The 22,840-nt window shown below is 72.5% G+C and carries 17 protein-coding genes; 11 read left to right on the plus strand and 6 right to left on the minus strand.

Annotation, left to right across the window (positions count from 1 at the left end; translation table 11 throughout):
• Nucleotides 1-72 precede the first annotated feature (72 nt).
• From ABT116_RS02955 to ABT116_RS02980, 6 genes are all read left to right on the plus strand, one after another.
• On the plus strand, nt 73-2,586 hold the full coding sequence (locus tag ABT116_RS02955) for a serine/threonine kinase C-terminal domain-containing protein (protein ID WP_351626902.1): 2,514 nt from the start codon (nt 73-75) through the stop codon (nt 2,584-2,586).
• Nucleotides 2,587-2,753: 167 nt separating this feature from the next.
• Nucleotides 2,754-4,475, plus strand: coding sequence for a serine/threonine-protein kinase (locus ABT116_RS02960; RefSeq protein WP_351626905.1), 1,722 nt, complete (start codon nt 2,754-2,756; stop codon nt 4,473-4,475).
• Between the two features lie 69 nt (nt 4,476-4,544).
• Nucleotides 4,545-5,717, plus strand: a complete 1,173-nt coding sequence (locus tag ABT116_RS02965) for a serine/threonine-protein kinase (RefSeq protein ID WP_351626907.1) — start codon at nt 4,545-4,547, stop codon at nt 5,715-5,717.
• Between the two features lie 181 nt (nt 5,718-5,898).
• The gene (locus ABT116_RS02970) at nt 5,899-7,737 is read left to right on the plus strand and encodes a serine/threonine-protein kinase (protein WP_351626910.1); all 1,839 of its coding nucleotides are present in this window, start codon (nt 5,899-5,901) and stop codon (nt 7,735-7,737) included.
• Between the two features lie 136 nt (nt 7,738-7,873).
• A complete protein-coding gene (locus ABT116_RS02975; protein WP_351626912.1) occupies nt 7,874-9,511 on the plus strand; it encodes a succinic semialdehyde dehydrogenase in 1,638 nt (545 codons plus the stop codon).
• Nucleotides 9,512-9,547: 36 nt separating this feature from the next.
• Nucleotides 9,548-11,335, plus strand: a complete 1,788-nt coding sequence (locus tag ABT116_RS02980; RefSeq protein WP_351626915.1) for a GMC family oxidoreductase N-terminal domain-containing protein — start codon at nt 9,548-9,550, stop codon at nt 11,333-11,335.
• 91 nt (nt 11,336-11,426) lie between these two features.
• Here the strand turns inward: ABT116_RS02980 and ABT116_RS02985 are convergent, their stop codons facing one another.
• The gene (locus tag ABT116_RS02985; RefSeq protein WP_351626916.1) at nt 11,427-12,410 is read right to left on the minus strand and encodes an LAETG motif-containing sortase-dependent surface protein; all 984 of its coding nucleotides are present in this window, start codon (nt 12,408-12,410) and stop codon (nt 11,427-11,429) included.
• A gap of 224 nt (nt 12,411-12,634) precedes the next feature.
• Between ABT116_RS02985 and ABT116_RS02990 the strand changes: the two genes are divergently transcribed.
• Nucleotides 12,635-13,810: a hypothetical protein gene (locus ABT116_RS02990; protein ID WP_351626918.1), complete on the plus strand. Its 1,176-nt coding sequence runs from the start codon at nt 12,635-12,637 to the stop codon at nt 13,808-13,810.
• 513 nt (nt 13,811-14,323) lie between these two features.
• Here ABT116_RS02990 and ABT116_RS02995 read toward each other — a convergent pair.
• Complete coding sequence (locus tag ABT116_RS02995; RefSeq protein ID WP_351626921.1) at nt 14,324-14,617, minus strand: chorismate mutase; 294 nt, start codon at nt 14,615-14,617, stop codon at nt 14,324-14,326.
• A 331-nt stretch (nt 14,618-14,948) separates the two neighbouring features.
• Between ABT116_RS02995 and guaA the strand changes: the two genes are divergently transcribed.
• Nucleotides 14,949-16,529, plus strand: a complete 1,581-nt coding sequence (gene guaA, locus ABT116_RS03000) for a glutamine-hydrolyzing GMP synthase (RefSeq protein WP_351626927.1) — start codon at nt 14,949-14,951, stop codon at nt 16,527-16,529.
• Nucleotides 16,530-16,538: 9 nt separating this feature from the next.
• On the opposite strand, the gene ABT116_RS03005 is transcribed toward guaA, so the two are convergent.
• A complete protein-coding gene (locus tag ABT116_RS03005; RefSeq protein WP_351626930.1) occupies nt 16,539-17,012 on the minus strand; it encodes a pyridoxamine 5'-phosphate oxidase family protein in 474 nt (157 codons plus the stop codon).
• Nucleotides 17,013-17,202: 190 nt separating this feature from the next.
• Between ABT116_RS03005 and ABT116_RS03010 the strand changes: the two genes are divergently transcribed.
• Nucleotides 17,203-17,997 carry a class II aldolase/adducin family protein gene (locus tag ABT116_RS03010; protein WP_351626932.1) on the plus strand — a complete coding sequence of 265 codons (795 nt, stop codon included), beginning with the start codon at nt 17,203-17,205 and terminating at the stop codon, nt 17,995-17,997.
• 69 nt (nt 17,998-18,066) lie between these two features.
• On the opposite strand, the gene ABT116_RS03015 is transcribed toward ABT116_RS03010, so the two are convergent.
• Nucleotides 18,067-18,795, minus strand: coding sequence for a hypothetical protein (locus tag ABT116_RS03015; protein ID WP_351626933.1), 729 nt, complete (start codon nt 18,793-18,795; stop codon nt 18,067-18,069).
• A 293-nt stretch (nt 18,796-19,088) separates the two neighbouring features.
• On the opposite strand from ABT116_RS03015, the gene ABT116_RS03020 reads away from it, so the two are divergent.
• Nucleotides 19,089-20,441 carry a hypothetical protein gene (locus tag ABT116_RS03020; protein WP_351626935.1) on the plus strand — a complete coding sequence of 451 codons (1,353 nt, stop codon included), beginning with the start codon at nt 19,089-19,091 and terminating at the stop codon, nt 20,439-20,441.
• Nucleotides 20,442-20,579: 138 nt separating this feature from the next.
• Complete coding sequence (locus ABT116_RS03025) at nt 20,580-21,110, plus strand: DoxX family membrane protein (protein ID WP_351626936.1); 531 nt, start codon at nt 20,580-20,582, stop codon at nt 21,108-21,110.
• A gap of 13 nt (nt 21,111-21,123) precedes the next feature.
• Here ABT116_RS03025 and ABT116_RS03030 read toward each other — a convergent pair whose 3' ends face one another.
• Nucleotides 21,124-21,348 carry a hypothetical protein gene (locus tag ABT116_RS03030; RefSeq protein WP_351626938.1) on the minus strand — a complete coding sequence of 75 codons (225 nt, stop codon included), beginning with the start codon at nt 21,346-21,348 and terminating at the stop codon, nt 21,124-21,126.
• Complete coding sequence (locus tag ABT116_RS03035; protein WP_351626940.1) at nt 21,335-22,786, minus strand: PspC domain-containing protein; 1,452 nt, start codon at nt 22,784-22,786, stop codon at nt 21,335-21,337. Before ABT116_RS03035 ends, ABT116_RS03030 begins: the two co-directional genes overlap by 14 nt.
• Nucleotides 22,787-22,840 lie beyond the last annotated feature (54 nt).

Raw genomic sequence — 22,840 nt, forward strand, 5'->3', positions numbered from 1 at the left:
GCGGACCGTGCGCAGTCGAAGCGGACCGTGGGGCGAACGGATGTGACCGACCGGGCTGCCGGGGGAGGCAACGTGGACGACTACGCGGGTCGGGTGCTGGCCGACCGCTACCGCCTGCCGCTGCCGCCGTCCGACGAGTACGAACTCACCGAGACCCGGGCCTTCGACACCTACAGCGGACAGGAAGTCCTGGTCCGGCAGGTCCCGTTGCCCGAGGTGGTCGAGGCCGAGGTGCTCGACGCGGAGGGGTTGCCCGACGGTTTCACGGCCAGGGACGGCGGTGCGCGGCGGTCCGGCACGCGGGGTGGCACCCGGCGGCCCACGGACCCGGTGGTGCGGCGCGCGGTGGAGGCGGCGCAGGCCGCCGCGGCCATTCCCGACCACCCCCGGCTCGACCAGGTCTTCGACGTGTTCGCCGAGGGCGGCTCGCTGTGGATCGTCAGCGAGCTGGTGGCCGCGCGCCCGCTGGCGGCGCTGCTCGCCGAGAAGCCGCTGACGCCCTACCGGGCGGCCGAGGTGGCCTCCGACGTCCTGATGGCCCTCCGGGTGCTGCACGCGCACGGCTGGGTGCACCGGAACATCACCGCGCGGACGGTGCTCGTCTGCGACGACGGCCGGGTGATGCTGACCGGGCTGGCCGTGGGTGCTGCCGAGGAGGCCCTGTGCGGGTACGACCCGGTTCCGGAACCGGCCTTCGAGGAGTCCGAGCGGGGGCCGGGGCAGGAGGGCGGCGGTGCCGGGCCGGTCCAACGCCTCGGTGCTCCGGGAGCTCCCGGGCCGGCCGGTGGCGCGGGTGATCCCGAGGCCGCGCGGCGCGCTGCCATAGAGGCCCGTGAGGCCAGAGGGCTGCCCTCGGCGGGGGGTGACACGGCGGGCGGTGGACCGGTGGTGCCCGCCCGCGGGCCGGTGCAGGGCAGCGGGGACCCGCGGGCGGCGCGTGCCGGGGCGATCGCGGCCTACCGGGCGGGCGCCCGGGCCGCCGCACGGGTGCAGGAGGTTCAGCAGGGCGGGCGGGCGGCACTGCCCGGAGCCCGGCCCGCCCCGGAGGGCGACGCCGCGCCCTACGGCAACGGATCGTCACAGTCGCCGTACATCCCCGGGCAGGGCACGGCCCCCGGAGCCGTACCGCCGGGGCGGATCGCCGACCCCTACGGTGTGGGCGGCGGTCCGCGGACGAACGCGTGGCATGGTGCGACACCCCGTGGCACGACCGGTGGCGCCCCGGCGCCGCGCGGTGGGGAGCAGGCGGCGCTCCCGCCGGCCCCGGACACCGCGGCCCCGGGCGAGTCCACCCGGTGGGACGACCTGGTCGCCGGCACCCCCGCCCCCCGGCGAGGCCCGGCCACGGCGCTGGCCGCCGAACGGGCGCGGCAGGCGCGGATGGCCGTGGTCGGGCCGGTGACCGAGCGCTGGGCGCCGGAGCAGGCCGGACCCGTGCACGAGAACTGGCAGTTGGCGGCGCCGATCGGTCCCGCGACCGACCTGTGGGCGCTCGGCGCGCTGCTCTTCAGGGCCGTACAGGGGCATGCGCCCTACCCGGAGGAGTCGACGGCCGAGCTGGTGCAGATGGTGTGCGCGGAACCGCCCGCCTACGCCGAGGAGTGCGGGCCGCTGCGGCCGGTCGTGGAGTCGCTGCTGCGTCAGGACCCAACCGAACGCCTCGACTTCGAGGAAGTGCGGGGCTGGCTGCGCTCATTGGTGCGCTCGGCGCCCGAGCCGGAGGCCGGGGTGCACGTCGTAGCGGCGCCGCCCGTGGACGCCAGCCGGCTGCCCGTCGTACGGCGCCGGGGCGAACTGGTGCGCCGGCGGAAGGCAGGGTTGCCCGCGCATCACGGGCGGCACAAGCGGGCCAGGAAGGAGTCCGGTTCGCCGCGCCGCCTCGGCCGTACGCTGCTCCTGCTGGTCCTGCTCGCGATGGCCGCGGCGATCGCCTACGCCATGCTCTTCATGCCCAAGTCGGACAGAGAGGGCCCGGACGGCACGGACCGCACCGGTGCCGCCGGCGAGGTCGGTCAGGCGCCCGAGCCGGACGCCAGCAGCGAGCCGCGGCCCGAGCAGACCTCGCCCGAGCCGGAGAAGAGCCCCTCGTCGTCGGCCGACACCACCGAGACGCAGACCACCGGCCCCGACGTGGGCGACGGTTTCACCCTGCGCAAGGACCCGGCGGGCTTCCAGGTCGCCGTCGCCAAGGGCTGGGACCGCGCCGCGCGGAGCGGCAGCGGCCAGGTCGTCTACACCAAGGGCGATTTCGAGCTCGTCGTCGTACCGGGCCGGGACAGCGCGGCGGAGCACGGCCGTGATCCGATGGCCTACCAGCGGGAGAAGGAGCCGGAGCTGCAGCCGTACCGCGACTCCAGCTGGGCCACCTCCACCGGGCTCAAGACGATCGAGGTGGGCGGACGGACCATGGCCGAGGGGCAGTTCACCTGGACCGGCGGCGACGGGGGCGAGCTGTACGTCCGCAACCTCGCGATGCTGGTCGAGGGGCGCTACCACGTGGTCCAGGTGCGCGGCCCGGAGTCCGAACGGGACGAGGTGACCCGGCTCTACGAGCAGGCGGCGGCGACGTACAAGGCGACGAAGTGAGCGACCGGCGCGCCGCCTGTACGCCGCAGTTCACACTCTGGTTGCCTCCCGTCCCAACAGGCGACAACCGTCACAGTGCGGTCACCGTGGTACCCCGCTTGTTCCCTGGGTGAGGGCGGGTCCTTACGCTGACCCTGTCAAGACCATTGCGGGGCAACGTGAATCAGATGCAGGGCCTGCTCGTCGCGGGCCGCTACCGGCTGGCCGAATCCATCGGCAGTGGCGGCATGGGCCGGGTCTGGCGTGCGCATGACGAGGTGCTGCACCGGTCGGTCGCCATCAAGGAGTTGACGGCCGCCCTCTACGTCTCCGAGAGCGAGCAGGCGATCCTGCTGGCGCGCACCCGGGCGGAGGCCAGGGCAGCCGCGCGGATCAACCACTCCGCGGTCGTCACGGTGCACGACGTGCTGGAGCACGACGGCCGCCCCTGGATCGTGATGGAGCTGGTCGAGGGCCGTTCCCTGGCCGACGCGGTCAAGGAGGAGGGGCGCGTCGAGCCGCGCGAGGCGGCGCGCGTCGGCCTGTGGGTGCTGCGGGCCCTGCGCGCCGCGCACACCGCGGGCGTCCTGCACCGCGACATCAAGCCGGGCAACGTCCTGCTCGGCAACGACCGGCGCGTGCTGCTCACGGACTTCGGCATCGCCCAGATCGAGGGCGACACGACCATCACACGCACCGGAGAGGTCGTCGGCTCGGTCGACTACCTGGCGCCCGAGCGGGTGCGCGGCCACGACCCCGGCCCCTCCTCAGACCTCTGGGCACTCGGTGCGACGCTCTACACGGCCGTGGAGGGCCGGTCGCCGTTCCGCCGCACCACACCGCTGACCACCATGCAGGCCGTGGTCGAGGAGGAGGCCGCCGAGCTCCGGCACGCCGGTCCGCTCGCCCCCGTCATCACCGCCCTGCTGCGCAAGGATCCGGCCACCCGGCCCGACGTGTCCGAGGCCGAGCAGATGCTCGCCGAGGCGGCGGAGGGCCGGCGGCCGAACGGGGCGCAGGCGTACGTGCCGACGCAGTACGCGGGGACGGCGCCGTTCCGGGACCACCCCAGCGGAACGGGCGCTGGACCGGCCCCCACCGGTATGGCGACCGGTACGTCCGGCACCGGCCCGATCGGCACCGGCTCGGGGTCGCACACCGGGACGCCGCTCCCTCCACTGGCCGGCACCTCGGCCACCGGGACGTCCACGGCCGGTACTCCGCCCTACGGCCCCACCGTGGTCGGCCCGGTGGCGGGTTCGCAGCCGACCGGTCCGGGCAGGCGTCGCCGGCTGCGCACCCTCGCCCTGGTGGTCGCGCTCGCGGCCATCATCGGCGGGGGCACGGCCGTGGTGCTCCAGCAGTGGAACGGACCGTCGCAGGGCGACGGATCCGGCTCGACGACTTCCACGAGCACGCAGGCGAGCGGCGGATCGGTTCCGGACAGCTGGATCCGCTACGAGGATCCCGTGGGGTTCAGCCTTTCCCTGCCCAAGGGCTGGAAGCGCAAGCCCTTCGGCCCGCAGGGTGAGCTCAAGCAGATCGACTACTCGCCGGACGGCGGCCGGCACTTCGTCCGCATCGCCATCGACGCGTCACCGGACTTCGCCGACGCCAGGTCCCACCAGGAGGACCTCGAGCAGCAGGTCCGGCGGCTGGTCGACTACAAGCGGGTGACCATGGAGGACAACACCTACCGGGACCGCAAGGGCTCGCTGTGGGAGTACACCTGGACTGCGCTGGCCAAGGACCCGCCCTATGTCGCCGGGCCGCGCCACGCCGTCGAGGAGACGTATTTCTCGCGGGACGGCGTCGAGTACGCGATCTACATGTCCTCGCCGGAAGAGGACTGGGCGAAGACGAGCAAGCAGTTCAAGTGGGTGCTGCAGGGGTGGCAACAGCCCCGGTAGGCACACCCTGGTGCCGGGCGGCGACCGGATTTCGTGGGCGTTGCCGCTCTCTGCGGCATGATGGGGCGCATGGGGACCGAGGGAGCCGACTTCCGTGTGGTCGCGGGGCGTTATCGCCTGGAGGCAAGGCTCGGTCGTGGCGGCATGGGAGTGGTCTGGCGGGCGACCGACCAGCTCCTCGGCCGGAGCGTGGCCGTCAAGGAGCTCCCCTACGACGAGACGCTCTCCGCGGCGCAGGCGCGCCGGCAGCGGGACCGCACCCTTCGCGAGGCCCGGGCCGTCGCCCAGCTGAGCCACCCGCACATCATCGTCGTCCACGATGTCGTCGAGGACGGCGAACGTCCCTATATCGTCATGGAGTTGATCGAGGGCGGCTCGCTCGCCGACCGGCTCGCCCACCAGGGCCCGGTCGACGCCGCCGAAGCGGCCCGCATCGGCATCGCCCTGCTCGGCGCGCTGGGCGCCGCGCACGCGGCCAGGGTGCTGCACCGCGACCTGAAGCCGGACAACGTCCTGCTGGAGACCGGCACCGACCGCGTCGTCCTCACCGACTTCGGCATCGCCCAGGTCGCGGGCGCTCCCACGCTCACCGAGAACGGAGCCTTCGTCGGCTCGCCCGAGTACACCGCGCCGGAGCGGATGTCCGGGGTCAGGACCGGGCCCGAGTCCGACCTGTGGTCGCTGGGTGCGCTGCTGTGCGCGGCCCTCAGCGGGGAGTCGCCGTTCCACCGCGACTCGCTGGGGGGCATCCTGCACGCGGTCGTCGTGGGCGACATCCAGCCGCCCGCCCAGGCCGGACCGCTCCTGCCCGTCGTACGCGGTCTGCTGGAGCGTGATCCGGACCGGCGGCTGGACGCGGACCGGGCGGAGCGGATGCTCCGGGCCTTCCGTGACACGGGCCGTATGCCGCCGATGCCGCCGCCCGGGTACGCGCCGACGGTGGGGGCCGCACCGCGGAAACGGGCGCAGGATTTCGCCGTTCGGCAACCGCCCGTGCCGCCGGTGGACCTGCGCGCTCCGCACCGGCCGGAGGAACCCTTCCTCCGGCAGCCCGCGCGGCGCGCCCTCATCGCGGCGCTGCTGGTCGCGGCGATGGCGGGAGCCGGGGTGTCCGCGGCGGCGCTGCTCAGGGACGGGAGCGACGGGGACGTCGGCCCCACGCCGACGAGTACCGCACCGGCCACGGCGAAGACCCCGGCGACCCGGCAGGCCTCCCCGAGCACACCCGCGCCCACCCCGTGACCGCCGGAGCCCGTACCGCCCCATAGGCGGAGAACCCCACCCCGAAGTACCGGCGGAGGCGCGAGGTGGCGAGCGCGGCGATCGCGAACCCGGACACCGACGAGACCTGATCCCGCCGGTCCAACGCCCCCGGAAACGACCCGCGTCGACAAGAAAGCGTCCCGCGGGGTACTGATGGGGCATGAGCAACGACGGGGGCGGGACGGACGACGCCCGGGGCCGGACGGTCGGCGGACGGTACCGGCTGATCGAGCGCATCGGCTCCGGCGGCACGGGCACCGTCTGGCGGGCCCTCGACGAACTCGCGCAGCGTGAAGTCGCCGTCAGACAACCCCTGTTGCCGGGCGGCCCGGCGGACGAGAGCCACCGGCGGGCAGCCCACCGGCTCCATCGCGAGGCCCGGGCCGCCGCCCGCGTCGACGATCCCGCCGCCGTCGCCATCCTCGACGTGGTCGTCGAGCCGGAGCAGCGGGACGAACGCCCGGGCCCCGTCGGCCCCGACGAGCTCGACGCGGCCGAGGCGCTCGACGGACTGCCCTGGATCGTCATGGAGTTGGTCCACGGCGAGTCCCTCCGCGACAGGCTCCGACGCGGCCCGGTCGACGTGCCCGAAGCCGCCCGGATCGGTCTCGCCGTCCTCGGTGCCCTGCGCGCCGCGCACTCCGTCGGCATCGTGCACCGGGACGTGAAACCCGCCAACGTGCTGCTCGGCCCGGACCGGCGCGTCGTCGTCACCGACTTCGGCATCGGCCACGGTCAGGGCGAGGATTCCCGCACGGGGAGCGGGGAGGTCGCCGGCTCGCCGGAGTTCGTCGCGCCCGAGCGGATGTCGGACCGTATGGCGGGGCCCGCATCCGACCTGTGGTCCCTGGGCGCACTGCTGTACGCGGCCGTTGAGGGCTCGTCCCCGTTCCTGCGGACCACGCCGGAGGCCACGCTCGCCGCGGTCCTCGCCGCCGAACCGCCCGAGCCGACGCGGGCCGGGCCCCTCGGCCCGCTGATCGCCCGACTGCTGGTGCCGGACCCCGAACGGCGACCGGACGCGGAGGAGGTCGCGAAGGAACTGGAGGCGGTGGCCGGACCGACACGGACCGAGGCACCCAGGGCGGCCGAGCACACAGGGCACCCCGCCGGCCGGACCGCACGACAGCCCGCGCCGGCCGCCCCGCGCGGTCCGGCGCCTGCCACCCCGCCCACTCCGGTGGCCGCCGCAGGCCCCGGCCCGCTCTCCCCGGCGCCTGCCGCGGATTCCGGCCCGGTGCCCGCGGGGGTGGGCGTGGGGGTGGGGGCGGACGAGGCTGCAGGCACCGGACCGGACGCCGCGCAGCAGCACGACTCCACCCCCCTCACGCAGCAGGACGCCACGCTCCTCGCGCAGCAGGACGCCACATCCCTGGCGAGCCAAGCCCCCATACCCCTCGCGCAGCAAGACCCCACACCCGTCAAACGGCAAAGCCTCCTCCGCCCCGGCCCCCTCGCCCTGCTCTCCGCGTTGCTCGCCGGTGGCATAGGGGCCGTCACCCAACTCGCCGACACCAGCAGCGCGGAGAGTGCCGGACAGGCCGCCGACGTGACCGACGCCTGGACCCCGCATGCCGAGCCGGACATGGCGGCCGTCCTCCGCCTCCCCGGCCACTACCGCCCCCTCGGCCGGACCGGCGGCGCGGCCGACCAGCCCCGCACCGCCCTCTACGGCGACGCGCCGACCGGCACGATCCAGGTCCGCCTGCTCGCCTGGGACAAGGCCCCGGCCGCGCCGATGGAGCAGGCCAGAACGCACGACACCGGGGGAGAAACCCGGTACGTCCGCACCAGCGTCCAGGGCCACGAAGCCGTCCTCGCCGACACCGCCTACCGTCGGGGCGAGACCTCCAGGCGGCTCATGCGGGTGGTCGTCCGGACCGACGACGACCGCATGTACGAGCTGCGCGTCGACATGCCCAGGGGTACACCGGAGGAGAAGGAGGGCACCTCGGTGTTCGAGGGGGCCCGGGAGCGGCTCGGGATCGTAAAAGGCTGAATCAACCCGGCGGTCACCGCACAACGTCCTGATCAGCGCATTTGTTGCCAGCAGTCACTGGCGTCGTGTGTGCACTCGGTGAAGCGGTATTACCGACGGGTACCCAAAGCCCCCGCCGCGGCATACCCTGCGCCTCATGACGGACGCGCAGGCCGCCGAGAAGACGGCAGAGACCGGTACGGCACAGACCGGTACGAACCCCCTCGCCCCCGCCCCGGAGGGCGCCCGCACCGCCGCGGACGTGGTCACGCCGGAGCTGGTCGCCCAGCTCACCAAGGGGGTGATCGGCTCCGGCCGAACCACCAACCACACCCCGCTCACCGGCGAGAAGCTGGCCGACCTCCCCGAGTCGACGCCCGAGGACGTGGCGAGGGCATTCGAGCTGGCCCGCGCCGCCCAGGCCGTGTGGGCGCAGACCCCCGTACGGCAGCGCGCCGTCGTCCTGCTCCGCTTCCACGACCTGGTGCTGGAGCGCCAGGCCGAGGTGCTCGACCTGATCCAGCTGGAGACCGGCAAGGCCCGCCTGCACGCCCACGAGGAGGTCCAGGCCGTCGCGGTCGCCGCCCGGCACTACGGCCGCAAGGCCCCCGCCTACCTCCGCCCCAAGCGGCACGCCGGCGCCATGCCGACCCTCACCAAGGTCACCGAACTGCGCCACCCCCGCGGTGTCGTGGGCCAGATCGCCCCCTGGAACTATCCGCTGGAACTGTCGGTGGGTGACGCGCTCCCGGCCTTCGCCGCGGGCAACGCGGTCGTCATGAAGCCGGACACGGAGACCTGCCTCACCGCGCTGTGGGCCCGTGACCTGCTCATCGAGGCCGGTCTGCCCGCCGACGCCTTCCAGGTGGTCCTGGGCGACGGCCCGGTCGTCGGCCCCGAGGTCGTCCGGCACGCCGACTACGTCTCCTTCACGGGCTCCACCCGCACCGGCCGCGAGGTCGCCCAGGGCGCCGCCGCCCGGCTGATCGGCGTCTCCCTCGAACTCGGCGGCAAGAACCCCATGCTGGTCCTGGAGGACGCCGACATCGAGAAGGCCGCGGCCGGCGCCGTCCGCGCCTGCTTCTCGTCGGCAGGCCAGCTCTGCATCTCCATCGAGCGGCTCTTCGTCCACGAGTCGATCGCGGACACCTTCCTGGAGCGCTTCGCCGCCCGGACGAAGGCGATGCGCCTCGGCACGTCCCTGGCGTACGGCGCCGACATGGGCTCCCTGGTCGGCGAGCGCCAGCTCGAGACGGTCACGCGGCACGTGGAGGAGGCCGTGGCCAAGGGCGCGAAGGTCGTCGCGGGCGGTGTGGCCCGCCCGGACATCGGCCCGTACTTCTTCGAGCCCACGATCCTCGACGGGGTCGTCACGGACATGTCCGTCTGCGGGGAGGAGACCTTCGGCCCGGTCGTGTCGGTCTACCGGTTCACCGACGAGGACGAGGTCATCGAGCGCGCCAACGCCACGGCGTACGGCCTGAACTCCTCGGTCTGGACGAAGAACGGCCGCCGCGGCCAGGAGGTCGCGGCCCGTCTGCGCACCGGCACGGTCAACATCAACGAGGGCTACGCCCCCGCCTACGGCAGCGTCCAGTCGCCCATGGGCGGGATGAAGGACTCGGGCCTCGGCCGCCGCCACGGCTCCGAGGGCATCCTCAAGTACACCGAGGCCCAGACGGTCGCCCACCAGCGCGTGCTCCCCATGGCCCCCTCGCTCGGCATGGACGACGAGAAGTACGCCCAGTTCATGAGCCGCAGCCTCCGCCTGATGAAGGCGTTCAGGTTCCGGTAGACCACCCGCACTGCACACTCAAAGGGGAGACGGCACGTGCCTCAGGACGCTCACGACTACGACGTCATAGTCGTAGGCTCCGGCTTCGGCGGCTCCGTAACCGCCCTGCGCCTCACAGAAAAGGGATACAAGGTAGGCGTCCTTGAGGCCGGCCGCCGCTTCACCCGCGAGACCCTCCCCAGGAACTCCTGGGACCTCAAGAACTACCTCTGGGCGCCGAAGCTCGGCATGTACGGCATCCAGCGCATCCACCTCCTCGGCAACGTCATGGTCCTGGCGGGCGCGGGCGTCGGCGGCGGTTCCCTCAACTACGCCAACACCCTCTACGTCCCGCCGAAGCCGTTCTTCGAGGACCCCCAGTGGCGTGACATCACCGACTGGCAGGACGAGCTGGCGCCGTACTACGACCAGGCCCGGCGCATGCTCGGCGTACGGCTCAACCCGACCATGACCCCGTCGGACGTCCATCTCAAGGCGGCGGCGGAGCGGATGGGATGCGGCGACTCCTTCCACCTGGCCCCGGTCGGTGTCTTCTTCGGTGACGGCGAGGACGCCGACGGCACGGTGAAGGCGAAGCCGGGCCAGGAGGTGCCCGACCCGTACTTCGGCGGGGCGGGACCGGCTCGAAGAGCCTGCGCCGAGTGCGGCGAGTGCATGACCGGCTGCCGCCACGGCGCGAAGAACACCCTCAACGAGAACTACCTGCACCTCGCCGAGAAGGCCGGCGCGGTCGTCCACCCCATGACGACGGTCGTCTCGGTCACCGACGACTCGCGCGGTGGCTACGCCGTCGCCACCCTGCCCACCGACGACCGCGGCAAGAAGAAGGGCCGCACCTTCACGGCCCGCCGGGTCGTCCTCGCCGCCGGCACCTACGGCACCCAGACCCTGCTGCACCGCATGAAGGCGGGCGGCCAGCTGCCGTACCTCTCGGATCGGCTGGGCGAGCTGACCCGCACCAACTCCGAGGCCCTGGTCGGCGCCCAGACCGACGACCGGCGCTACCGCAAGGCGCACGGCGTGCCGAAGGCCGACTTCACGCGGGGCGTGGCCATCACGTCCTCGATCCACCCCGACGCCGACACCCACATCGAGCCGGTCCGCTACGGCAAGGGCTCCAACTCGATGGGCGGCCTGTCCATCCTCCAGGTCCCCTACGCCGGGACGGACTCGGGCCCGTCACGGGTCCTGGGCTTCCTCGCCCACGCGGCGAAACACCCCTTGCTGGTGCTGCGCTCCCTGTCCAACCGCCGCTGGTCGGAGCGGACCATCATCGGCCTGGTGATGCAGTCGCTGGACAACTCCCTGACGACGTACGTGAAGCCGTCGGGAATCGGCCGCGGCCTGCTCACCGCCCGCCAGGGCCACGGTGCCCCCAACCCCAAGCAGATCAAGGCCGCGACGGAGGGCGCCTCGGCACTGGCCGCCGAGATCAACGGCTTCGCGGGCTCCAACGTCGGCGAGCTGATGGGCACCCCGCTCACCGCCCACTTCCTGGGCGGCTGCCCCATCGGGGACTCCCGCGAGTCCGGCGTGATCGACCCGTACCACCGCCTCTACGGCCACCCCGGCATCTCGGTCGTCGACGGCGCGGCGGTCTCCGCCAACCTGGGCGTCAACCCTTCCCTCACCATCACCGCCCAGGCCGAGCGGGCGATGTCGTACTGGCCGAACAGGGGCGAGCCCGACCCCCGCCCCCGGCAGGGCACGGCCTACGAGCGGCTCCAGCCGGTCGAGCCGAAGTCCCCGGCGGTCCCGGCGGAGGCATTCGGCGCGCTGCGGCTGCCGTTCCTCGGCATGCCGGCCGTACCGCCGAAGAACTGAGCGACACAGGAAGACAGAAGAGGGACCTGCGCCCCCCTCCGAGCGCAGGTCCCTCTTCTGCTTGGTGCTGCGGCCTGTCGGCCGCTGTGGCTTACGCCTGGGCGCCGGCCTTGCGGCGACGGACCACGAAGATCGCGCCGGCACCGGCGACGACCGCGGCACCGCCGACGAGGCTGATCATCGGCAGGGCGGAGCTGGAGCCGGTCTCGGCGAGGCTGCCGGTGACCTCCGGCGTGGTGCCGCTCGGCTTCTCGTCGGTGACGGGCGCCTTGCCGCCTTCCTGCGGCTTGGTGCCATCGGTGTCCGTACCGGCGGAGACGATCTGGAACTTGTACGACACGTCGCCGAAGCCGGTGCACTCGGCGTCGTTGTCGCCGTAGATCGTCGCGCCGAGCGAGAAGCCGGCGCCGACCGGGGCGGACTTGCTGACGTTGAGGCGCAGCGGGATGTCGACCTCGTAGTCGGGCTTCAGCTCGTCGGTGTAGCCGACGTAACCGACCGCGTAGCCGCCCTCGTTGAGGTCGACCCAGATCTTGCTGTCGGGGTCCCAGGCCTGGAGCTTGACCTGCTTGCTGGTGAACAGCTCCTCGCCGTTCTTGTCGGGGGAGGCCCCGGCGAAGAAGTCGAGGTCGTTCAGCGTGGAGTCGGAGTTGTTCAGCACGTTCAGCGAGAACTTGTGCCAGCCGCTGCCCGCCGCGATCTTGCCGGGCAGGCCGGAGATGCTGACGTCGACCTTGGTGTCCTCGCACACCGAGGGCTCGGGGTCCGGGGACTCCGACTCCTCGGGCTCGGACGCGCTCGGCGCCGGGGAGGACTCGCTCGCGGACGCGCTCGGCGAGCTGGACGTCTCGGGAGCGGACTCGCTCACGGAGGCGCTCGGAGTCGGCGTCGTCTCGGCGGGGGTGGACTCGGTCGCCGACGGCGAGGGCGACGTCTCGGGAGCGGACTCGCTCACGGACGCGCTCGGAGTCGGCGTCGTCTCGTCGGTCGCGTACGCGGCCGGTGCCGCGAGCAGTGCCACCGGGGCTATGACCGCCGTAGCGGCCGCTGCTGCCATGGCGCGGCGAAGCTTCATGAAGACCTCGGAAAGTCCGGCGTACCGCGGGATGCGGTACGAACGTTGGGGGAGGCCTCCGCGTGTGGGGCGCGGGAGTGGCCCTTGGTACGGCAGGTTTGATCCGTGAAACCTGTGAATGGTTGTGCTGGCATTCACAGAATTCTTATGTGGGCTGAGTCACACCGAAGACCTTTCGGTGAAGGCTTGTGAAGGCGCTTTCCGCCCGCTTAGATCTTGGCTTCGTGTCTGAAAAGCCGTCCGACGATCAGCCGTCGGCCTCGGAGATCCCCGACGACGTCTGGGAACAGTTCACCCGTGACACCGAGCGGGACATCCGTTCCTCCGCTCCCAAGGAGCCGTCCGCGCGGGCCCGCATGGTGACCGAGCGGCTGCGTGAGCAGGACGCCCGGGGCGAGTTGCCGCCGGGGTGGCGCACCGGTCCCGCCATGGGGGTCCCCCCTGCTCGAGCGAAGCCGAGAGCTTGGGGGAAGGAGATGAACGGGCGGGCCGCCCGGCGCCGCAAGCTGTGGGCCGTGCTCGGTGTGGCCGTCGCCGTGGCCGTGGCACTGGTGGCACTGAAGCCCTCGCTGCTGCCCGGCGACCCCTTCGGCACCGGGGAGTCCCAGGCCGCCTCACCGCTGCCCGCCGAGTCGACGGCGCCCACCGCCGCGCCCGGCGCGTCCGCCCCCGAGACGCCCACGCTGGACCGGCCGTTCGCCGGTTCCCCGGCCCTGCGCTGGGCCGACGGCGAGTCCGGCATCGTCCTGCCCGAGGCGAAGGCCGTCGGCGCGGTCTCCGCGGACCGGGTGGAAGAGGCGCTGAAACTGACGAAGAAGCTGCTGGTGGGCGCCAACCTCGACCCGAAGACCGTACGCGGTGCCCGCCCCACGGCCGCACTCTCCGTGCTCGACCCCAAGCAGCCCGAGCTCCTCGACGATCTCGACACCGGCCTGCGCTCCCCGAGCGAGAAGCACGACCCGGTGACGCTGTTCAGCCGCTTCGACCCCGACGAGGTGCGGCCGGCCGGCGACGTGATCAAGACCCGGGGGCGCATGACGTTCAAGAAGGGCACGCAGGGAGGTGTGGCTGTACGCGCCGACTACACCTTCGTCTACCCCGTCGTCCGGGCGGACGGCCCCACCGAGGTCACCCGCACCATCGTGCGCCGGGTCATCGACGTCGAACTCGCCGACCCCCGCCGCTACGAGGTCACCCCCGGCCGCCTGCTCCTGATGAACTACGACCAGGAGATAGGCAACTCCTCCTGCTTCGTCAACGACGGCTACCTGCACCCGGAGTTCTCGTCGAGCAGGTCCGCGGGCCCGGACCCGAGCGGCCCGGCGACGGATCCGTACGACCGGAGCAGGGAGCTCGAACACGGCGACGGCGGCGACTGCGGGACGGTGACCCGCACCTGAGCAGAGCGAAGGACCCCGCGGGGTGGAGCCGCGGGGCCCTTCTTCTCGTCAGCACCGACGTCAGGGCAGCGCCGGTGCCTGGAAGCGGCGCCGGGGGGTTGCGCCGCTGGTCCGTACCTCTGGCAGTGGGGCAATGCGGGGGTCCGCGGGGGGACTTGGACTGTGTACGCATCGTGCTGGATGAACGCGGCGCCCGCAACCGTTTGACCCAGACTTGTGCATTTATGCAAGGTCCGCCGGTCGGCCCCGGGCGTCCCCGGAGCCGACCGTTCTCTTGGGTGACCGGGCTGCTGTCCCCTGCCGTCCGGTCACATCCCTGGAGCGAGGTCCCACGACGCACGGCACGATCCGTGCGTCTCATCGCTCCAGTGAGCCACGCGTGGTTCTTTCGGGCCCGCCCCTGGCTGGCACGGACACCGGGACCAACGACGCGGCGCTGGGGCGGTCACGCGCCGTACGGGTGAGAGGGATGCGCACGTCTGTCCCGGGAACAGGGACCCGGCCCTCGGGGCTTCAGATCTTGCCGCGGCACAGTTCCAGCAGGGTCATCGCGAGCGCGGTCCCCGGCTTGCCCAGTGCCTCCCTGTAGTGGCCGAGCACGTCCATCTCGCGGGACAGGTTCACCCGCCGGCCGCCGGAGGCGATCCGCGCCTCCTGGATGACGGCCGAGACGGCCACCCGCTCCTGGATCAGGCCGATGATCCGGTCGTCGAGCGCGTCGATCCGCTCGCGCGCGCCGGTGATCACCTCGGCGGCCTCGGGGGTGCGGGCGCCGGTCACGTCGGTGACGGTGGTGGGAACGGTCATGGGAGGAGCTCCTCGTCGTCAGGGGCTGCCCCGGAGCGGCAAGGCCCCGACGACGGCAGACGCCCCGGGCCTTGTCGGCCCGGGGCGCCTGGGAAGTCGCTTGTCAGTAGCTCAAGCAGCACGACCATGGCGTCCGGCGGGCCGGATGCCATAGGTAAAGACGAACGTCTGGTGCTTGAACATGGGGGCAAGTATGCACCGCCTCCGGGGGCCGTCCAAGCCGGTTCGCATCCTGAGACGGGCCCGCAGCCCGGCACACGGGAAGAGCCCCGCGGCCCCCCGGTAGAATCGGGTGGCACAAGACCCCCGCCCCACCGCCGGAAGGCACCCCGTGTCATCAGCGACTCCCGCTGCCAACGCCGCCGACACCGTCCTGGTCGTCGACTTCGGCGCGCAGTACGCCCAGCTCATCGCCCGTCGCGTCCGCGAGGCGCGGGTCTACAGCGAGATCGTGCCGAGCACCATGCCGGTCCCGGAGATGCTCGCCAAGAACCCCGCGGCGATCATCCTCTCCGGCGGCCCCTCGTCGGTCTACGCGGAGGGCGCGCCCAGCCTGGACCGCGAGATCTTCGAGGCCGGCGTCCCCGTCTTCGGCATGTGCTACGGCTTCCAGCTGATGGCGAGCGCCCTCGGCGGCACCGTCGACAACACCGGCGCCCGCGAGTACGGCCGCACCGACCTGCACGTCTCCAAGGTGTCCTCCACCCTCTTCGAGGGCACCCCCGCCGAGCAGCCCGTCTGGATGTCGCACGGCGACGCCTGCTCCGCCGCCCCCGAGGGCTTCTCCGTCACGGCCTCCACGGACGTCGTACCGGTCGCCGCCTTCGAGAACGACGAGAAGAAGCTGTACGGCGTCCAGTACCACCCCGAGGTGATGCACTCCACGCACGGGCAGCAGGTGCTGGAGCACTTCCTGTACCGGGGCGCGGGGCTCACGCCCAACTGGACGACCGGCAACGTCATCGAGGAGCAGGTCGCCGCGATCCGCGAGCAGGTCGGCGACCGGCGCGCCATCTGCGGCCTGTCCGGCGGCGTGGACTCCGCGGTCGCCGCGGCCCTCGTGCAGAAGGCCATCGGCTCCCAGCTGACCTGCGTGTACGTCGACCACGGCCTGATGCGCAAGGGCGAGACCGAGCAGGTCGAGAAGGACTTCGTGGCCGCGACCGGCGTGCAGCTGAAGGTCGTGGACGCCGAGGAGCGGTTCCTCAAGGCGCTCGCCGGGGTCTCCGACCCAGAGGAGAAGCGGAAGATCATCGGCCGCGAGTTCATCCGGGTCTTCGAGCAGGCCCAGGCCGAGATCATCGCCGATGAGGGCCCGGCGGTGGAGTTCCTTGTGCAGGGCACGCTCTACCCGGACGTGGTCGAGTCCGGCGGCGGCACCGGCACGGCCAACATCAAGTCCCACCACAACGTGGGCGGCCTCCCCGAGGACCTGGAGTTCAAGCTCATCGAGCCGCTCCGCAAGCTCTTCAAGGACGAGGTCCGCATGGTCGGCCAGGAGCTCGGCCTGCCGGAGGAGATCGTCCAGCGCCAGCCCTTCCCCGGCCCCGGCCTCGGCATCCGCATCGTCGGCGAGGTCACCAAGGAGCGCCTGGACCTGCTGCGCGAGGCCGACGCCATCGCCCGCGAGGAGCTCACCGCGGCCGGCCTCGACCGCGACATCTGGCAGTGCCCGGTGGTCCTGCTCGCCGACGTCCGCAGCGTCGGCGTCCAGGGCGACGGCCGCACCTACGGCCACCCCATCGTGCTGCGCCCCGTCTCGTCCGAGGACGCCATGACGGCCGACTGGTCGCGCCTGCCGTACGAGGTCCTCGCCCGGATCTCCACGCGGATCACCAACGAGGTCAAGGACGTCAACCGGGTCGTCCTCGACGTGACCTCGAAGCCGCCGGGCACCATCGAGTGGGAGTGAGCCTCCCGCCTAGGTGCGCTTGATCGTGCGCAGGGGCCGGCCGGGCGTCCAGACCTGGACGACGAGGTACGTGTCGTCCTCGACGTAGGTCCTCACGACCTCCGTCAGCTCGGTGCGGAAGAGGTGGAACGGCTCCGGCGGTTCCACCTCTTCGACGTATCCGGCCTTGGTCTCCACATCCTCGACCTCGATCGCCCGGCCGCTGACGCGGACGTCGCCGCCGCCCATGCCCGTGCCCTCCCCGGGGTTCGTCTGGAGCGCGAAGCGCGGGTCGCGGCGCAGGTCGAGGGCCTTGAGCGAGTCCGGCATCATGCCGAGCCACAGCTCGCCGCTCAGGAACCGCACCTCCAGGCCGCTGGTGCGGGGCGAGCCGTCCTTACGGAGGGTGGCGAGGATGTGGTGCGTATAGGCGCCGAAACGCTTCTCGACGGTGTCGGCCAGACCCGGTTCGGCCGCGGCGAAAGCCGCCCAGTTCGCTGTCATGGCAAGAGTGTCGCGCCGAATTCCGACATCCTCTGTCGGCTATTCGTGGGGTGTGGGATCCAGGGGGCACACGTATGGACACAGGGTGCTCACAGGGGGCGCTCGTGGCATCTTCACGAAACGCTTCTGTTCTTCCCGGCCTCACGGACGGTAATTTCCGCCCGTACGCAGAACCACTGCTGGAGGACCTATGCACGGGCCCACGCCGCCCCTGCCCCTGCCCACCGACCGGCTGCGGTTCGCCATGCCGCCGATGCACGAGTCGGTCGAGGACGAGCGCCGGCACCGCAAGGAACGGCTCGCGGGCGCCCTGAGGATCTTCGGCCGGCTCGGCTTCGAGGACGGCGTCTCCGGGCACATCACCGCACGCGACCCGGAGTTCACCGACTGCTTCTGGGTCAACCCGTTCGGGATGCCCTTCCGGCACGTCACCGTGAGCGACCTCGTGCTCGCCAACCAGGACGGCCAGGTCGTCGAGGGCGGCTACCACGTCAACCAGGCGGCCTTCACCGTGCACGCCCAGGTCCACGCCGCCCGGCCGGACGTGGTCGCCGTCGCCCACTGCCACTCGGTGCACGGCAGGGCGCTCGCGGCCCTCGGCGAACTGCTGGAGCCGATCACCCAGGAGAGCTGCGCCTTCTACGAGGATCACGCCCTCTACGACACGTACACCGGCGTCTCCGTCGACGCCGAGGAGGGGCGGCGCATCGCCGAGGTGCTCGGCTCGCGCAAGGCGCTCGTCCTGCGCAACCACGGGCTGCTGACCGTCGGCGACTCGGTGGACGCGGCGGCCTGGTGGTTCGTGTCGATGGAGCGTTCCTGCCAGGTGCAGCTGACGGCGCAGGCGGCGGGGCGGCCGGTCCGCATCGATCACCGGATGGCCGTGGCGACGCGGGAGCAGCTGGGCGGCGACCTGGTGGCCTGGATCAATTACCAGCCGATGTGGGAGGACGTCAGCCGGAGCGAGCCGGGCCTGCTGACTTGAGTGGCCGTCTCACGTGGCGGGTCCGCGGTAGCGGATGAGGGTGCAGGCGGCGATGTCGGTCGCACCCGCTCAGCCGGCCGACGTGTCCTGTGTCGCCTCGCGTGCTTCGGTGAGGGCTCGCTGCCCGACGCCGCCGAACAACTGGATCGTGGTGGCGGCCAGGATGTCATCCCTGCCGATGGTCCGCCTGTCCCCCCTGCGGACGGACAGGGCCAGGAGGGAATCCTCGAGGGGCGGGGGTGGGGTCGTTTCGCCCGGTATCTCCAGGATGACCGTCCCGAATCGTTTGATCCCGCCCTCGCGGACGACCATGGCCGCGTCCCGGGCGAGGTCCGTCAGGAACGCGCTCGCGATTCCGTCCAGGTCGCGGGCCATCACCGGGACGGCCGCCGCCCCCTGGCTCCGCAGCAACTTCTTGACCCCGGCCTCGAACCTGTGGGCGCCGACCACAGCACTCGGTTTGCGTGATCTGCTGCGCTTGCCGTGAAACGTCGGGCTGTGGCCGTACCACTCGCTCCCCACCTCGAGCTCGACGTTCCGGCCGATCGCCGAGAGAAGGTCCCCGGGAACCAGCTTCTTCCGGGCCTCCTGCGCCGCCGCTCTCCTCGCGCCGTCGATGATCTCCGTCAGCACGGTCCGCGTCACCGACGCGGCGGCCCATGCGGCCGACCGAGAGACGTGCATCGGGGTCACGTCCCTGAACACCGCTTTCACGAGCGAAGGCTTGAACGGCGAGACATCTATGACCGAGGTGGTCTCGGGACCGGTGCGCTCAAGGCGTGCGGGCTGTGCGGTCATCGGAGGAAACGCTCCCTGTCGGCGGAGTTGTCAGAGGCCCACACTTCACCACGCAGACCCGCTCTCTTGTACCCGGCAGCAGGTGCCGTCGGGCTGGATGATCCCGGGCATAGGGGAACCCTCCCGGCGGGGTCAACAGGGCGCGCCGAACTTCACCCGTGTTGACCAGACCGAGCGGACTTGAACCGGGTGGTGTAGGGCACAATTCGCAGTCGTCGCAGGGCAGTTGTAGCGGTGTTTCCGGCATCCGGAAGGCCGGCGGTGGTTGGGTCGCGGGAAGGCGGGCGTCGGGCGTGGCGGTGCGGGAGGCGAGGCAGGGCGGCGCGGACGCGGGCGCCTGCGCCGAGGGGTACGCGGGTGGCCATGGCAGGGGGTGCCCGGCCGGTCACCCGGTCGGGTCCGGGGGCGCACACCAGGGCGGGTGTGCCTGCGGGGACTGCCCGCACGGGGCGCGAGAGGGACATCGGAGGGCCGTGGCCGCGTTCCTGCGCCGACGGGACGAGTTCGCCGCCGGGCTCGGACTGCCGGCCGCGGTGGCCCACTCCGCGTCGGCCTCCCGCCAGTGGATCTCGGAGGAACTGGCCCACTCCGCCGAGCAGGTCGCGGAGCGGGGGCGAGCCGAGGGGCTGGCCTGGCTGACCGGCCTGTGGCGGCGCACGGCGGGTGTGGTGGGGGCCGCCGTGGTGCTGTTGCTGCTCGGGCAGGCCCTCACCGCGGTCGGTGCGGGCTGGACGGCGGCGCGCACGGCCGGATTTGCCGCCGCGCTGGTGACGGCCTTGTCGCTGACCGCCGCGTCCTGGTTCCACCGGGCGAAGGGCGGGGTGCTGGCGCCCCTGATCGGTGAGGACAACCGGCTGTCCACGTCCCGTACGGTCGCCGCGGCGTGGGTGCTCTTCGTGGCCTACTCCGTGCTCGTCCTCGCGGGTCGGCTGGCCGCAGCCTCCCGGCACCGGGAGCGGGACACGCTGCTCTCCGGTCTGGAACTCGCCCGCGGCGCCGGGGTCGTGACCGTGCTAGCCGTGGTGTGCGGGATCGCCGTGCTCGTGCGGCGGGTGGTCGGACTGCGGGTGCTGGGCGGGCGGCTGCAGAAGGTGCGGGCCGACCGGCCGCGGGCCGCCGACCTGCTGACCGACGACGCGGGGCGGGGCACCTTCACCGACATCCAGTACGTCGCGATCAGCGCGGTCGCCCTGGTCTACGCAACGGTACGGCTGGCCAGACACCCGGAGCAGCTGCCTGATCTGCCGTGGGGGCTGGCGGTGGCGGTGCTGGTGTCGGGCGCGACGTATCTGGCCGGCAAGTACGCGGAGGGCGGCCGGCCGGTCATCCTCTCCGTGGTCCGGTCCCGGGAGGCCGGTGACCTGGACGGGCCGATCCGCACCGGGGACGACATCGAGATCCGGGGCGCGGGGTTCGTGCCGCCGGGGGCGCAGGGGGCCGATCGGCTGGCCCGGATGGTGGTGCGCGTGGGTGCGGTGCACGTCCACGTGCCGTTGGTGCCGGTGCCCGGCGGGTTTCGCAACCCGACGGACACGCTGCTGACCCTGCCGGTTCCCGCGGACGTGGAACCGGGGCGGGTGGAGGTGCAGGTGGTCACCGCGGCGGGAGTGGAGACGAACCGGTACACGGTCGACGTGACGGAGTGAGGGGCGGTGGCCCAGAGGCACCCGTGCCACCGGCAGGGCAATCAGAACGGTTCGCGCATGATTGAGCGCGCTCCGTTCACCGTACGTATCGTCTGTTGAGGGGTCTCGGCACCGGCGGGCGAGAGGCGGCTAGCAGCGATGACTCACAGTATGCGGACGGACACGCACACCCCCCACTTCGGCGACGGGGGAGGCTGGCGCGACAACGCCACCCGCTATGCCCTGCTGCCGCTGCGCCTCTTCCTCGGCGTCACTTTCATCTATGCCGGCCTGGACAAACTCACCGACAGCGCCTTCATGAGGGACTCCGGTACCGGGTCGATCGGCGACATGATGCGTGCCGTACGCGACTCCTCCGCCATCCCTGCCCTGGTCGACCTCTCCCTCAAAAGCCCCGCGGGATTCGGCTACGCCATCGCCTTCGGAGAACTCGCCGTCGGTATCGGCACCCTGCTCGGCCTCCTCGCCCGTCTGGCCGCACTCGGCGGTGCTCTGATCTCCCTCAGCCTGTGGCTGACCGTGAGCTGGGCCTCCGACCCGTACTACTACGGCAACGACCTCGTCTACCTCATGGCCTGGATCCCGCTGATCCTGGCGGGCGCGCCCCTGCTGTCCCTCGACGCCGCGCTGCGGTCGCGACGACGGCACCACAGCGGCGGCTACCGGTAGGAGCCGCTCACCGTCAGGCCGTGTCGGCGCCCGTACGGCCTCCTCGGCGACGCCGGCGCACGAGGCCCGTCAGGAGAGCCACCGCACCCGCCAGGCACAGCCCGCCCGTGACGAGGGGGATCGCCACGAACCACGGGGTCTGCCAGGCGCCGCCCGCGTCACCGGCGTAGAGGACGCCCGCCACCACGAGGACGGTGCCGGCGAGCAACTTCCCGGGCTGGAGTTCATGACGCAGCACGGGTCACCTCCGCCTGTCCCGAGCCGACCTGGAGGTCCAGGTCGATGGTGCCGGACTCCTCGACGCCCCCGGCGGGGGAGAGGGTGATCTCCTTGTGCCGTCCCGGCTGCACGTCCACGTCCTTCGGGTCGTCGCCCGGCAACTGAAGGTCACCGACGCCCACCTCCACGTTCAGCCGCACGCTCACGTCGTCCGGCACCAGCACCCTGACCTTGCCGAAGCCGACCTCCGCCCGCGTCGTGACCGTCTGCTTCCCGGACAGGTCCAGCCTGCTGAGGTCCAGGGTGCCGACGCCGGTACCCAACTCGTAGCTCTGGCGTACGTCCGCCACGGTGGCGGGCTGCCAGGTGGTGCGCACCCAGTGCGTGTCGACGCTCTTGGGCAGGGCTGCCGCGCCGGCCAGCAGACCGGCCGTGATGATCGCCAGGAAGATCGACCCCGCGCCGGTCCGGCCCAGGAAGGCGCTGACGGCTATGCCCAGGCCGAGAACCGCGAGCGCACAGGACAGGCCCGTCTGCAGGCTGGTGCCGAGCGGATGCCCGTCCCAGGTGAGGCTCGTGCCGAGAGCTGCGGCGAGCAGGGCCAGCAGGAAGATCCAGCCGCCGATCCAGCGGGGGCCGCGTGGCCGGGGCGGCCGTGGGCGCTCGGCGGGTATCTCCTCACGGGTGCCGGGCCGGATGCCGAGGCCGATGTTGACGGCTGCGGCGGCATCCAGGTCGCGGGTGTCGCGCGGGCCCCACAGGTAGCCCGTGCCGCCGATGTGGGTGCCGTCCTTGACGATCGGGTCGCGCCACCAGGAGGGGGTGGTGAGGAACACCGGCGGCGCCTGCGGCTCCGGCGGGGCGTCGGCGACGGCCTGGGCGGCCAGAGGATCGGGACCGGGCTCACCGCGCCGGCGCGACCAGTACCCGGCGCCCGCGAGGACGAGAGAGAGGACGACGGCGAAGGTCAGCACCCCGCCGTTGTTCAGCATGGTCAGGAACACCCCGCAGCCGACCAGCGCGAACAGCACGGCCGCCAGGGCCTGGCCGTCGACGCGGCCGGTGAGCAGCTTGCGGACCTCGTTCTCCTCCTCGTCGTACGGGACGAAGAGCCAGGCGAAGCCGTAGAAGATGAGACCGAGGCCGCCCGTGGCGGAGAGCACGGCGAGGGTGATGCGGAAGATCACCGGGTCCATGTCGCACTGCCGCCCGAGCCCGGCGCAGACGCCGGCCAGGGTCCTGTGACGGCGGTCGCGGCGGAACGCGTGGGGCGGCCCGGCCGGGACGGCTTCCTCGGCGGGGGCGGCCGTACCGGGTGCTCCTTCCTGTCCTGCCGCGCCCGCGCGCCCGGGTGCGGAGCCCGCGGCGGGCTCGGCATCCCGCGGCCCGGCGCCCGGGGCGGGGCGCGGGCCGGAGCCGGGTCCCGGACCCGTCGCGGCGTGCTCGTGATCGGTCATGGGTCCATGGTGACGGGCGCGGCGCCCCGGCGGGAGTCGGAACGACCCTGGCCG

It is taken from the genome of Streptomyces sp. NPDC002130 (assembly GCF_040296465.1).
Classification (GTDB): Bacteria; Actinomycetota; Actinomycetes; order Streptomycetales; family Streptomycetaceae; genus Streptomyces.

What these genes read in the sequence shown, in the direction of transcription:
- ABT116_RS02960 (WP_351626905.1), top strand. Translation starts at nt 2,754, where the DNA reads ATGCAGGGCCTGCTCGTCGCGGGCCGCTACCGGCTGGCCGAATCCATC.
- ABT116_RS02965 (WP_351626907.1), top strand. Translation starts at nt 4,545, where the DNA reads ATGGGGACCGAGGGAGCCGACTTCCGTGTGGTCGCGGGGCGTTATCGC.
- ABT116_RS02970 (WP_351626910.1), top strand. Translation starts at nt 5,899, where the DNA reads ATGAGCAACGACGGGGGCGGGACGGACGACGCCCGGGGCCGGACGGTC.
- ABT116_RS02975 (WP_351626912.1), top strand. Translation starts at nt 7,874, where the DNA reads ATGACGGACGCGCAGGCCGCCGAGAAGACGGCAGAGACCGGTACGGCA.
- ABT116_RS02985 (WP_351626916.1), bottom strand. Translation starts at nt 12,410, where the DNA reads ATGAAGCTTCGCCGCGCCATGGCAGCAGCGGCCGCTACGGCGGTCATA.
- ABT116_RS02995 (WP_351626921.1), bottom strand. Translation starts at nt 14,617, where the DNA reads ATGACCGTTCCCACCACCGTCACCGACGTGACCGGCGCCCGCACCCCC.
- ABT116_RS03005 (WP_351626930.1), bottom strand. Translation starts at nt 17,012, where the DNA reads ATGACAGCGAACTGGGCGGCTTTCGCCGCGGCCGAACCGGGTCTGGCC.
- ABT116_RS03010 (WP_351626932.1), top strand. Translation starts at nt 17,203, where the DNA reads ATGCACGGGCCCACGCCGCCCCTGCCCCTGCCCACCGACCGGCTGCGG.
- ABT116_RS03015 (WP_351626933.1), bottom strand. Translation starts at nt 18,795, where the DNA reads ATGACCGCACAGCCCGCACGCCTTGAGCGCACCGGTCCCGAGACCACC.
- ABT116_RS03025 (WP_351626936.1), top strand. Translation starts at nt 20,580, where the DNA reads ATGACTCACAGTATGCGGACGGACACGCACACCCCCCACTTCGGCGAC.
- ABT116_RS03035 (WP_351626940.1), bottom strand. Translation starts at nt 22,786, where the DNA reads ATGACCGATCACGAGCACGCCGCGACGGGTCCGGGACCCGGCTCCGGC.